This is a genomic window from Photorhabdus thracensis, from assembly GCF_001010285.1.
Taxonomy (GTDB): Bacteria; Pseudomonadota; Gammaproteobacteria; order Enterobacterales; family Enterobacteriaceae; genus Photorhabdus; species Photorhabdus temperata.
Window position 1 is genome coordinate 4,006,554 of sequence record NZ_CP011104.1, and the last position, 12,317, is coordinate 4,018,870.

12 protein-coding genes and 1 riboswitch are annotated in these 12,317 nt (G+C 39.0%); of the genes, 7 read left to right on the plus strand and 5 right to left on the minus strand.

Annotated elements, in window-relative coordinates; genetic code table 11:
• Positions 1–785: 785 nt before the first annotated feature.
• Positions 786–1,823 carry an IS5 family transposase gene (locus VY86_RS17325; protein WP_046976644.1) on the minus strand — a complete coding sequence of 346 codons (1,038 nt, stop codon included), beginning with the start codon at positions 1,821–1,823 and terminating at the stop codon, positions 786–788.
• A gap of 986 nt (positions 1,824–2,809) precedes the next feature.
• Here VY86_RS17325 and VY86_RS17330 point away from each other — a divergent pair.
• Positions 2,810–4,273 carry an alanine/glycine:cation symporter family protein gene (locus VY86_RS17330; RefSeq protein ID WP_046975874.1) on the plus strand — a complete coding sequence of 488 codons (1,464 nt, stop codon included), beginning with the start codon at positions 2,810–2,812 and terminating at the stop codon, positions 4,271–4,273.
• Positions 4,274–4,526: 253 nt separating this feature from the next.
• Positions 4,527–5,354 carry an N-acetylmuramoyl-L-alanine amidase gene (locus VY86_RS17335; RefSeq protein ID WP_046975875.1) on the plus strand — a complete coding sequence of 276 codons (828 nt, stop codon included), beginning with the start codon at positions 4,527–4,529 and terminating at the stop codon, positions 5,352–5,354.
• Positions 5,355–5,766: 412 nt separating this feature from the next.
• On the opposite strand, the gene VY86_RS17340 is transcribed toward VY86_RS17335, so the two are convergent.
• Positions 5,767–6,195 carry a DUF805 domain-containing protein gene (locus VY86_RS17340; RefSeq protein WP_046975876.1) on the minus strand — a complete coding sequence of 143 codons (429 nt, stop codon included), beginning with the start codon at positions 6,193–6,195 and terminating at the stop codon, positions 5,767–5,769.
• Between the two features lie 215 nt (positions 6,196–6,410).
• Between VY86_RS17340 and VY86_RS17345 the strand changes: the two genes are divergently transcribed.
• Both VY86_RS17345 and yddG read left to right on the plus strand, forming a co-directional pair.
• A complete protein-coding gene (locus tag VY86_RS17345; protein WP_046975877.1) occupies positions 6,411–6,911 on the plus strand; it encodes a DUF2165 family protein in 501 nt (166 codons plus the stop codon).
• Positions 6,912–6,913: 2 nt separating this feature from the next.
• Positions 6,914–7,819, plus strand: a complete 906-nt coding sequence (gene yddG, locus VY86_RS17350) for an aromatic amino acid DMT transporter YddG (RefSeq protein ID WP_046975878.1) — start codon at positions 6,914–6,916, stop codon at positions 7,817–7,819.
• Between the two features lie 64 nt (positions 7,820–7,883).
• Here the strand turns inward: yddG and VY86_RS17355 are convergent, their stop codons facing one another.
• The gene (locus tag VY86_RS17355; RefSeq protein ID WP_023046290.1) at positions 7,884–8,081 is read right to left on the minus strand and encodes an HAD hydrolase family protein; all 198 of its coding nucleotides are present in this window, start codon (positions 8,079–8,081) and stop codon (positions 7,884–7,886) included.
• 129 nt (positions 8,082–8,210) lie between these two features.
• Positions 8,211–8,594: a helix-turn-helix domain-containing protein gene (locus tag VY86_RS17360; RefSeq protein ID WP_021325645.1), complete on the minus strand. Its 384-nt coding sequence runs from the start codon at positions 8,592–8,594 to the stop codon at positions 8,211–8,213.
• A 325-nt stretch (positions 8,595–8,919) separates the two neighbouring features.
• Here VY86_RS17360 and mgrB point away from each other — a divergent pair, with 325 nt between their 5' ends.
• Both mgrB and VY86_RS17370 read left to right on the plus strand, forming a co-directional pair.
• Positions 8,920–9,063 (plus strand): PhoP/PhoQ regulatory lipoprotein MgrB, encoded by a 144-nt coding sequence (mgrB, locus tag VY86_RS26695; protein WP_036849285.1) that lies wholly within the window; start codon positions 8,920–8,922, stop codon positions 9,061–9,063.
• A gap of 147 nt (positions 9,064–9,210) precedes the next feature.
• Positions 9,211–10,590, plus strand: a complete 1,380-nt coding sequence (locus VY86_RS17370; RefSeq protein WP_046975880.1) for an amino acid permease — start codon at positions 9,211–9,213, stop codon at positions 10,588–10,590.
• 69 nt (positions 10,591–10,659) lie between these two features.
• Here VY86_RS17370 and pagP read toward each other — a convergent pair whose 3' ends face one another.
• Positions 10,660–11,283: a lipid IV(A) palmitoyltransferase PagP gene (gene pagP / locus VY86_RS17375; RefSeq protein WP_046975881.1), complete on the minus strand. Its 624-nt coding sequence runs from the start codon at positions 11,281–11,283 to the stop codon at positions 10,660–10,662.
• Positions 11,284–11,871: 588 nt separating this feature from the next.
• Here pagP and cspE point away from each other — a divergent pair.
• Complete coding sequence (gene cspE, locus VY86_RS17380) at positions 11,872–12,081, plus strand: transcription antiterminator/RNA stability regulator CspE (protein WP_011147003.1); 210 nt, start codon at positions 11,872–11,874, stop codon at positions 12,079–12,081.
• 115 nt (positions 12,082–12,196) lie between these two features.
• A riboswitch (TPP riboswitch) is annotated at positions 12,197–12,289 on the plus strand.
• Positions 12,290–12,317: the final 28 nt, after the last annotated feature.

Sequence of the window (12,317 nt, forward strand, 5' to 3'; positions counted from 1 at the left end):
TTTCTTCTTAACGTCATTCATAACCTCAACGTATATTGTTTAAATTATGTATTGAGAATAAAAGTGAGATATTTTTGCAATATTAACTTCATAGACATGTTTTTTTTGTAAAAGATAACAAATGAAAATATTAGCAGTAGATAATAAAAGATCCAGTTTTATGTTGCATATAAGAGAAGTTTTTTCATATTTTTTACGAAATTAATTTCGTAATGGAATAATATTTTATTGAAATTAATGTAAAATGTTAAATATTTGTTGATAACGTGTTGGTTATGACTATACATAGTTGGGTTAAGTCTGTTGTTTTTACAGATTAATGGGGCTGTAATTAATCGTGAAAATATTAGTTTTGGAGGATTTTGATGCTTAAAAGTAAAAGAATTGTTAAGGTAAATATTGAGCAGGATGTTAGCAAAAAAACATTGTAAACCCTCTAAATTAGAAAACCTGTTTGATAGCATGGAAAGCAATCGCTTAGGCTATATTTTTCTGGTTATATTAATGAATTGCTGAGTTGGGCTTTTTGTTGGCGATTTAGCCAACCATTTGACAGATAATCGAGTTTGTATTTATGCACTGGAAGGCCGCCAGATAATCGTTATTTATTTCCCGCAGACGACCAGAGAACGCTCCGATTATTTTATAGGGAACCTCTAAAAACTCTCAATACAAAAAATAAGATCAATTTTGCACTCACCAATAAATGACCTTATTGTGTATGACTTTTTCTTGCTTTTTCAGGGGAAAAAATAAACTCATCGCTTTTTCATCACATACCGGAATTAAAAGGCATGAATGCCGGATTTTCCAAAATAAACCAAACGTTGTAAATTATAGCAGGTTGCCTTCAGAGTCATCGCAAAAGTGGCTCGCAGCTGGCCTATCGTTCGGATAAATTTTTCACCCATCTGAGAGAATGAGCCAAAGATATGTTCTACTCGTGCCCGGGTTTTCGCTATTTTCTTATTTCGGCCTTTCTGACAGTCTGATAAGGGCTTATTGCGTGACGCTTTCCTCTGAATATGAACACGATAGCCCTGTTCCTTCAGCTCACGTTCACGCATCTGGCTGGCATACCCTTTATCAGCATAAATGTCCCGACTTGTATTTGACCGATCCAAAACGGCTTCAAAAAACTGGCTGTCATGGACAGCTGCGGTTCCTGTCGCGATGTGGCGGATCACTTTATATTTTGTATCGACATTAATGGTCAGTTTATAGCCAAAATAACTTTTACCGTTCTTTTTCGTCCAGGTTGCCTCGGTGTCTTTCTGGCATCGTTTGTTTGCTGTCCAGTTATCCGGGGTTTTACCCTGACGGATTTGTTCATTCTCTTCCTTCTTATTGTGCTGCTTAGGAACTGGAATCAACGTGGCATCAATGATTTGACCCCCTCTAGGAATGAATCCCTGTGTCGAAAGCTGATGCTTCGCCTCTTCAAACAACGCTCTGGCACCTGCCTGGCCAATCCGTTTTTCGAAACACCAAATCGTGTTACGGTCTGGAATATTAATGACATCGGTCAAGCGACAAAAACGTTGCCAGCTCATTCGGTCAAGCAATTGATATTCCATCTTTTCATCGGAAAGATTATGGAAATGTTTCAGGATAATGATGCGAACCATCACCTCAGTCGGGAATGGCGGGCGTCCACCTTTGGGAGAAATAATACGTGGCGCGACAAGGTCTATGGTGTCAGCCAGTGCCGAGAAATCAACATACTTATCAAGAACAAGTAGCGGATCACCTAATTCATCGATTTTTCGACGGTGATATTCGGATGCCAGCTTGTCTTTTTTTAAAGCAGAACGAGGCGGTATCATGACAGCGCTACCTTGCAGAGATGTACTGTGCCTACATTTTACTCAATTTTGTGGCTGTGAAAAGTTTTTAGAGGTTCCCTATAAAGAAGATCTTGCTATGTCAGTTCTATTGTAATTTCACTTTAATTTATCTGTGGGAATATTGGGCAATAATTTTACAGAAAATACAGCAGTAACAGAGATTGGACATATATATTCAGATAGTCAAAAAATAAGCGGAAATGTGTTAATCGTGACCATATAAAGAAGTGCAGAGTATTCATTAAAAACTTTTAATGTTAATCACAACTTAACACAAATAATCAAAAGAAAAATATCATTTATTCTTTTGATTTGGTAAGCCTATAGTTGCAGGGCAGTTATAGGTTTACCTTTTTATTAGTTTTTTGAATGTTATGTATTCATTGGGGTGATATTCCTGGCATTAGCATACGGTATTGATGTTTCATTGTGATTTGATAAGAAATGGTGAGTTATCTTTTTGATTTTTAATGTTTTATATGATGAGCGTCACTATGCGAAATTTTTTTGAATTAATGACGATTTTTTTCTTAAAGCTGATAATCTGCTCACAAAATTAACCACAATATCTTATTTTTGAATCTTTTTTCTTGATATTAATTTCCTGTTGATTTAATTAACAAGCGATTCACAGACGGGAGGCGATAGATAATGGCGTGTATGAAGTTACTGGCGGGCAATAGTTGATTGAATGACATGATCTATTAACTATCGGCATCGGCCAAGAAACAGTACATCAAACATTCATTTAATCTGATGGATAATGTAAAAAGGTCAGTAAACATTACACATTAATTTCAAACTTGTGTTACATTCATAGCGTTTTTCTGACCAGTATCTCTGTGTTTTTTTAAACGGCATTGTGTTAGTTGTTAATTATAAAGGCATATTAAGCGCAATGAATTCTGCCGGATACGATTTTATGGTCAGACTGGGTTTGCTAATTTAAGGGGAAAAATATTTTGACGGAACTGATTAACTTCTTTAACAACATCCTTTGGGGCTCCGTACTGATTTATCTTCTTCTTGGGGCCGGTGTTTACTTCACTATATGTACAGGTTTTATACAGATACGCCACTTTGGGCATATGTTTTCAGTACTGAAAAACAGTAAAAAATCTGACAGTGCGGGTATTTCATCATTTCAAGCGTTGTGTACCAGTTTAGCTGCACGGGTAGGTACGGGTAATCTTACCGGTGTGGCAATCGCTTTAACGGCGGGTGGGCCTGGCGCCATTTTTTGGATGTGGGTTGTTGCCCTGATTGGGATGGCGACCTCTTTTATTGAGAGCACACTTGCCCAGCTGTACAAGACAAAAGACGATAAGGGGAATTACCGCGGCGGCCCGGCCTATTACATGGAAAAAGGGCTTGGGGTACGCTGGATGGGCATTATGTTCTCCATATTCCTTATTATTGCTTTTGGTCTGGTATTTAATGCTGTTCAGGCAAATTCAATTGTTCAGGCTGCTGCTTTCGCGTTTAATTTTAATCCGTTATATGTTGGTATTGGGCTGGTGATCCTTAGCGGGGCCATTATTTTTGGTGGCTTGCGTTCTATTGCCAGAGTTGCGGAGTTGGTTGTTCCTTTCATGGCAGCAGCTTATCTTATCCTGGCGTTTTGGGTCGTCGGGCATAATTTTGAACGAATGCCGGAAGTGTTTGCATTGATTTTCAAAAGTGCATTCGGTTTGCAGGAAGCGGTTGCAGGAACCGTTGGTTACGGTGTTGCGCAGGCAATGACGCAAGGTGTCCAGCGAGGATTGTTTTCAAATGAAGCGGGGATGGGTTCAGCCCCTAATGCAGCTGCATCCGCATCTCCATATCCTCCTCATCCGGCATCTCAGGGGTATGTGCAAATGCTGGGTGTCTTTATGGATACTCTCGTTATCTGTAGTGCTACCGCTGTTATCATCCTTTCATCGGGTGTGCTTGATGGTGATATTTCAGGAATAAGTGGAATAGAGCTGACTCAGCGGGCATTATCCTCAGCGGTCGGTGATTGGGGATCTGAGTTTATCGCGTTAGCTATCTTCTTTTTCGCCTTCACATCAATCATTGCGAATTATGCTTACGCTGAAAGCAATATTGTATTCCTTGAACGTAATCATACTGCGGGCCTGGTGATCCTCCGTCTGGCGGCATTAGGTATGGTGATGTTTGGCGCGTTGGCTGAATTGCCTTTAGTTTGGAAAATGGCTGATTTATCTATGGCATTGATGGCAATTACCAATCTAACTGCTATTTTGTTACTTTCCGGCGTCGCATTTAAACTTGCAAGAGATTATAACCAGCAGAGACGTGCCGGTAAGTTGCCGACATTTGATATCAATCAATATCCTGAGATTCAGCAAAAGGTTGAAGTTGGTATTTGGGAGGAAACAGCAAGTCGCGCCCACGCGAATCAAGCGACCGAGCACAAGTGAGATACAAGGACGGAAGGTATAGTTAATATTATTTAATGATATAGAAGCTGGTTACCTTTTACGTCTTGCTTATTATTTTTGCCTTATTCCTATCTAACTTATGGGAATAAGGCGTTTTCTGCTGTGTTTTATATCAAGAATAAAGCTGATAATTTTGTAAAAAAATCATATAAAATATAAAATTTATTTTGTATTCATTTGATTTCTTTGTGTTATTATATTGTTTTCAATTAATAGGTGGGACAGGGAGATTATGAAAAAGATCATATTGGTTGGCTTATTTATGTTATTGGCCGGGTGTTCCAGCCAACGTCATCTGGAAGATCGGGGCACTTATAAAGTTGATAGCTCTTTTCCTTCGAAAAGTCAGAATGACAGAGTAAGGTTTTTGGTGTTCCACTATACTGCCGTCAATGATCAGGATTCTTTACGTATATTGACTCAGGATGGTGTCAGTGCTCATTACCTGATCCCATCGTTACCGAATTATGTGAGTGGGAAGCCGGTCATTCTGGAATTGGTTCCTGAAGGTAAGAGAGCATGGCATGCTGGTGTCAGTGCGTGGAATGGTCGAAAAGATTTGAATGACACATCAATTGGTGTTGAAATTGTCAATAAAGGATTTACGGAAAGGTTACTTGAGAAAGAGTGGTATCCGTTTAATGAGCAGCAGATCGATCTGTTAACGCGTTTGGCGAAAGATATTATTCAGCGTTATGACATTGAGCCTGTAAATGTTATTGGTCACAGCGATATCGCACCGCTGAGAAAATATGATCCAGGTAAACTTTTCCCGTGGAAGAACTTGGCTGAACAAGGTATCGGTGCATGGCCTGATGATGTAACAGTTGAAAAATATATGGCTGGCAGAAAATGGAATGACATGGCTTCTGTTGCGTTGATACAGAAAACATTAGCTAAATATGGCTATACCATTCCACAAACGGGTGTACTTGATGAAGATACCCTTAGAACAATCAGTGCATTCCAGATGCATTTCAGACCAGATGACATTAGTGGTAATCCCGATGCGCAAACTGAGTCAATAGCTCTGGCTCTGGTTGAGAAATATAAAGGGTAGTTTGTCGTATTCAGTAAGATCGTGCCATAAAAGTTACTTTATTAGAGTGACTTTTATCGCATAGCTTTTCGATAATTAGCACGATAAAACTTTCATGGTTCGCTCTTCTGATTTCTCTTCACATTGTTTTAATCTGGAATCGCAGACTATTTCGGCAATGATCAATCAAGAATTTCCAATTTCATTTCCATTATCTTGATTACAAATCTCTTTCATCATTACTTTTTATAACTAAATTATTTTAATAAACTAGTCGTCAGGCAGGATTGTAGAAATCCGGTCATAGTGGAATAATAAAAAACTCAGTAATAATGCAATGTATATAAATGATCGCTGTTTTATTTTATAACGACGATTACTATCTTAAGTAATAGTCAGATGAAATAAAATTTTTGGGGACATAAGGTAAATATTACCTTTTATTATTGTTTTTTCTTGCCGGAAGAGTAAATGCAAGAATGATCCCAACCAGGCTGATAAATGGCGAATAGATCATTATTTTGTCAGAAAGATAGTTTGGTAACACACTGCATAGATAGATAAAAATAGATATTGGCCAGCCATATAATCCCGCCCCATTCAATCGGAAAGCGGTTTTCATGATTAAATAGTAAATAGTGGCGAAGGAGCACATTGCCCATAAACCAATAGAGATCATATACAGCCATACAGATAATCCATATTGCATATAGGCTGCATAATTGTTTTCTGCCAGATAACCAGAGAGGAAAATCAGCATTCCGAGGATAACAGCCGCTGTAATAAAGCTGATAATATAATCTTTCCTATTCAATTTTTGTCTGAAATAGTTTTTTATTGAGCTAACTAGAGAATCATCCATAAGTAACAGTCAGGTAAATAAGAATAGAATAGATAATAACTGATCTAATGATGGTATGAACAGGAAAACATAAGTCAGATATTAGATGAAAATATTTCAAAAGTAATTCTATGATTTAATATGTGGGAATAAGGTGATGATTGTTAAATTATATGATAGTTTGTGTTCTTTATGATCTCTCTGGTGTTTCAGTCATTCTTTGGAGAACCCGACAAATGATTATTCGTTTATCTAAGGTCTTGCTGGTCTGTGCAATAGCGCTGTTTGCTACATTGGTCGCTTTTGGCAATATCACAGACTATGGTACTAATTTCGTGTTTGTACAGCATGTATTGATGATGGATACCATTTTCCCTGATGCGACCATCACCTATCGTGCAATCCATTCACCGGTGTTACATCACATTAGTTATATTGTCATTATTTCTTTAGAAACGTTAACCGCGGTGTTCTGTTGGATTGGTGGTATCCGTTTACTGGCGAATTTGAAATCTGATGCTGCTGTCTTCAATAAAAAGAAAGCTATTGCGATAGCTGGCCTGACCCTGGGTTTTCTAACCTGGCAGGTGGCATTTATGTCAATTGGTGGTGAATGGTTTGGGATGTGGATGTCTAAACAATGGAATGGAGTGTCCAGCGCTTTCCGTTTCTTTGTCACTATCATTTTGGTATTGATTTATTTGATACAGCGTGACAGGGAACTAGACCAAGAATAAATATGAGGATCGATGTGAAAACAAGGATCGAACAACACAAAGCGACAATATACGGAGTCCTGGCGATTGTGTTGTGGAGTGCAATTGTCGGATTGATAAGAAGTGTTAGTGAAAGTTTTGGGCCTGTAGGTGGCGCAGCGCTTATTTATACTGTTGGCGCAATTTTTCTGGTTTTGCTAATTGGTTTCCCAAAAATCAGCACTTTTCCCAGAGTCTATTTGTGGCTTGGGAGTTTACTATTTGTCGGTTATGAAATCTGTTTATCACTTTCATTAGGTTTTGCCAATAATCGTGCTCAGGCAATTGAATTGGGTATGGTTAACTATTTATGGCCGGGTTTTACTGTCTTATTGGCGGTCATTGTTAATAAGCAGAAAGTGAACGGGTGGCTCTACCCTGGTTTGTTATTGTCTATTCTGGGGATTGGTTGGGTGATGAGCGGTGATAATGGCTGGTCATTCAGGCAGATGGTGGAGAATATCCAGAGTAATCCATTAAGCTATGGGTTGGCTTTTGCTGGTGCAATTATCTGGGCGGTGTATTGTAACATTACAAAAATCATGGCGGCGGGTAAGAATGGCATGACGCTGTTTTTTATCTTGACGGCTTTTGCATTATGGATTCAATACTTTTTCACATCTCCACCTGAAATGGTGATAACTCTTCGTAGTGTCAGCATATTACTGTTTGCCGGAGCGGCTATTGGTGTGGCGAATGCTGCCTGGACAGTCGCAATCATCAGAGGGCATGTTGCATTATTGGCTACGTTATCTTATTTCACGCCGATTATCTCTACCGCTTTTTCATCCTTACTGCTGAGTACCGCACTCTCTTTTTCATTTTGGCAAGGTGTGCTAATGGTCACAGTCGGATCAATTGTCTGTTGGTTAGCGACCAGAGCCAAATAATACCTGTGAAGCTAGGATCCCAGGGATAGGTATGAAGATGGGGTTAAATAGAGAATAAATCGCTTTACAGGAATTTATTTATCGCTATTGCCACCCCATCTTGTTCATTTGTTGCAGTAATAAACTGAGCGATATCTTTGACACCTTGTTCGGCATTACCCATTGCGACACCAACAGCGGCGAATTCGATCATTGCCAGATCATTATTATGGTCACCAATACACATAATTTTATCTCTGGTGATACCGAGATGATCAGCCAACGGCTTTGACAGCAGTCCCTTTATTCATTTTATTGACATATCTCTCCCCTGAAAGTCTGGCAACCTGATTGTGGTATGGCTGCGTTTGTTGGGTAATTACCCGTTTAAAGGTGCTTTCTGGTTGTTGTGTCATGAACAGTTGGTGGTGAAATGCAGAGGTTGTTTAACCTCTAACTCAATATCTGGATTCTGCCGGAAATCATAGGGCGTTATGCCATACTCTTTACGGAACATATAAGTGAAATGAGATTGTGAGCCAAAGCCAAAATCCAGGGCGATATCAAAAATAGGCAAGGTGCTGTTTCTTAAAAGATGAACAGCACCGGCCAGACGTCGCTGGCGGATATATTTGCCAAGAGAAATTCTGGTAACTTCCTTGAATATTTTCTGCATGTGCCAAAGCGAATAGCCAGAGTAAGCAGCCAGTTCTTCCAGATGGATTACTCGGCCAAGGTGATTCTCGATCCATTTGCTGAGAGCGTATACAAGTGCTAAGTGATTATCCTGTGGCATTAACAATTTTGTTCTAGTTGAAAGTGAAAGGAAGTATACACAACTTTTTCCGATTTTTCTAAAGATGACAAAGTGTTGACATAGCGATTCAAATTATAACTAAATGTGATAATTGATTTTTTTATGCTGATGAATAGAATCCACATAATGAGTATTTGTTTAAATTCGTTTTGGTACATTGCTGTCATAAAACTGTGAGCCAGTACGATTTTTTCACAAAGGAAAACATAAGATGAATATTTTTCCTGTTGCACTATTGTAAAATATCATTTTCCAATTTTATTCTTAACATATTGCGTACTGACCGAACTTGAAGGAAACAGAATTGGATATAAAAAAAACCATTGCAATCTTAGTATTACTTGGAATATGTCTATTCTTGTATCTGTTAGCTTTGGATAGCTACTGTGATCAGGGTGAAAAGTTTGATTCAGGTATTTGTTTTGTGACCCGGTATCTGCCTTTCTAATTAGTTGCTGATACTCATCAGCCATTTTCCCATCATGTATCTGTGCTAACATATGCCTTCAATATCCACCCTTTAAATAAAGCAGATAAATGGGAAGTGGTTGTTTTCCCACTAATAATAAAATAAAAGTTGCAGCAAGAGGAAAAGATGGCAGAACAATCGCAACGATCAACACTTAAACGCGGTTTAAAAAACCGGCATATTCAGCTTATTGCTTTGGGGGGGGCTGTCGGGACTGGATTGTTTCTCGGTATTGCGCAAACTATAAAAATGGCAGGTCCCTCCGTAATTTTAGGCTACGCTATCGCAGGCTTTATCGCATTTCTGATTATGCGTCAGCTGGGGGAAATGGTGGTTGAAGAGCCTGTAGCTGGGTCGTTTAGTCATTTTGCCTATAAATATTGGGGGGATTTTCCCGGTTTTTTATCGGGCTGGAATTACTGGATGATGTTTACTCTGGTTGGAATGGCAGAATTGACGGCTGTAGGGATATATATTCATTACTGGTGGCCTGATATTCCTACCTGGGTTTCTGCTACGGTATTCTTTGTCCTAATCAATACGGTAAATTTAATTAATGTCCGGTCATATGGTGAGACAGAATTCTGGTTTGCTATCATTAAAGTGACAGCAATTATCTGCATGATTGTTTTTGGGGCATACCTGTTAGTCAGCGGTAATGGCGGCCCACAGGCCAGTATTGCTAATCTTTGGCAATATGGCGGTTTTATGCCTAACGGGATCTCCAGCCTTATCATGGCAATGGCTGTGATTATGTTCTCTTTTGGTGGGTTGGAACTGGTTGGTATTACTGCTGCGGAAGCGGAGAATCCACGTATCAGTATTCCCAAGGCAACCAATCAGGTGGTATACAGAATATTGATTTTCTATATTGGTTCTCTGACCGTGTTGTTGTCGCTTTATCCATGGGGCAATGTCATTGAAGGTGAAAGCCCATTTGTCATGATTTTTCATAACTTGGATAGTTTCTGGGTGGCTAATGTTTTGAATGTTGTTGTTCTGACTGCCGCATTGTCCGTTTATAACAGCGGTGTATATTGTAACAGCCGGATGCTGTACGGTTTAGCAAAGCAAGGCAATGCCCCCGGAATGCTGAAAAAAGTTAATGAGAGTGGTGTTCCTACCAAAGCAATCGTGATGTCTGCATTGGCTACATCAATTGGTGTATTGATTAACTATGTCATGCCGGGTAAAGCATTTGAATTATTGATGGCGCTGGTGGTGACAACACTGGTTATTAACTGGGTCATGATCTGTATGGCGCATTTAAAATTCCGGGCAAAGAAAGTTAAAGAGGGGGTAGAACCTTCATTTAAAGCATTCTGGTACCCATTTAGTAATTATCTGTGTCTGGTTTTCCTGGTCTTTATACTGGTTATTATTTTGATGATGGACAGTATTCGTATTTCAGTCATTCTAATGCCATTTTGGATTGGTATTTTATGGCTCGGGTTTCTCATATCCCATTCCCGCAATAATAAAATGGAAACCATGAACCAGGGATAACATATACCTGGATTATCTCGATAAGGATGCCAGGCTGATGTCACCCACAGCCTGGTATTTTTTATCTGGTTACCATTGCCAGCGTAACCAGGCGAACAGAACGTTACCGTTATTATATGTGCCGGGAATGTATGTCCCCTGAAACGATAACCGATCATATTCTATGGAGAATAGCGGTAGTGGGAGTGGAATAGGGACATAGTAATAATCATGACGGGCTGTGACACTTAAAGTGAAACCAATACCCATTCGGAAGCCATCTAAATCACTGGGTATCCACATTTTCTGAAACCCATAACCAATGATGGGTTCCAAACGGTTATGAGAATCCATAAAAGCCATAGCATAGAGAGAATGCCAGTCATTGTCTTCGTCGTAACGGTATTTACCATAACCGAAACCCCAGGGCCGCTCATTATATTTGTCAATTTTTTCTTCATCGTAGGTAAATCTGTTATGCCAGGTAATTACCGGTAGATAAAGTTCATTACTGGGTGCATCCCAAGTGAGAGCGACATTATTGCTGAATTTTCCCCATAAACTGTCTGAACTGTTGCCATAACTGATGGGGGCATGGGATACCGTGGTTGTTAATGATTGATTGGCGGTATCTGCCGCTGTTGCAAATACTGTCCCGGATGAGACTACAAGAATGACTGATAGGGCACGGGCTACAGTTAAATCAAACTTCATTATTTTATTGCTCCAATTTCCCAATGACATAAATTGGGAAGATCCTCTACATCATGCAAAATATGACAAACATCTAAATTCAGAAATTCTACTCTTGCTATTTTCAATATCACTTAAACGAAAAATTAATATTAAGATGTTATATGTATTAAATGAGTATATTTAATACCGATATTTGGGCTGACGAATATTGGAAATGTATTGACTTTTTCTTTCACTCAAAGAGTGGTGATTCGCGCCTGTAGACATACCATAGATATAAAGATTCTAATAATAAGACAGGCAAAATAAGTTAAAGTTATTTATGTGATTTGGGGTTTTGTTGAGTGGATAAACTGTAAGCTAATTAGGATAACCTTGGATTTTCAAATTTTTGCGGTTATGTTAAACAATAATTGTTGTTAAGAATTTTAAATATGTGCGTTAGCTCCATAGCTGATAAAAAATGGCTTGCCATCATATTAAGAATATGTGATAAATCGTTCGGGTAAACGAGGTACGGTTCTGTTAATAGCAGCAACTCGCTCTGGTTTTTATGTTGCGCCGAACGGCGAATTAGAATTAAGTGATCCAAAGGAAATTCTTAAAATGGCAAAAATCACTGGTACTGTAAAGTGGTTCAACGAATCTAAAGGTTTTGGTTTTATTACTCCCGCTGATGGCAGCAAAGATGTGTTTGTACATTTTAGCGCTATTCAGAGCGAAGGTTTTAAAACTTTGGCGGAAGGTCAAAAAGTTGAGTTTGAAATTCAGGACGGTCAGAAAGGTCCTTCCGCGGCAAACGTTACAGCAGCATAACTTCTTTTTGTCAATCATTTTGAATTGACGAAGTAAATTTGTTGTCTTAATTGGTTTTTTATTGGCAACAATGACATACCGATATCACCCTGTTGGTTATCTGATAGGGTGTTTTTGTTTTGACTCGGGGCGCTCTTCACGGAGCTGAGATGAACCCGTAATACCTGATCTGGATAATGCCAGCGTAGGGAAGTCAAGGTGTCTTTTTCCTGATACCTGCTTTTCTTTTGCTGGTG

Coding starts and splice junctions, on each gene's coding strand:
- cspE (WP_011147003.1), top strand. CDS start 11,872: ATGGCAAAAATCACTGGTACTGTAAAGTGGTTCAACGAATCTAAAGGT.
- pagP (WP_046975881.1), bottom strand. CDS start 11,283: ATGAAGTTTGATTTAACTGTAGCCCGTGCCCTATCAGTCATTCTTGTA.
- VY86_RS17345 (WP_046975877.1), top strand. CDS start 6,411: ATGATTATTCGTTTATCTAAGGTCTTGCTGGTCTGTGCAATAGCGCTG.
- VY86_RS17340 (WP_046975876.1), bottom strand. CDS start 6,195: ATGGATGATTCTCTAGTTAGCTCAATAAAAAACTATTTCAGACAAAAA.
- VY86_RS17370 (WP_046975880.1), top strand. CDS start 9,211: ATGGCAGAACAATCGCAACGATCAACACTTAAACGCGGTTTAAAAAAC.
- yddG (WP_046975878.1), top strand. CDS start 6,914: ATGAGGATCGATGTGAAAACAAGGATCGAACAACACAAAGCGACAATA.
- VY86_RS17360 (WP_021325645.1), bottom strand. CDS start 8,594: ATGCCACAGGATAATCACTTAGCACTTGTATACGCTCTCAGCAAATGG.
- VY86_RS17335 (WP_046975875.1), top strand. CDS start 4,527: ATGAAAAAGATCATATTGGTTGGCTTATTTATGTTATTGGCCGGGTGT.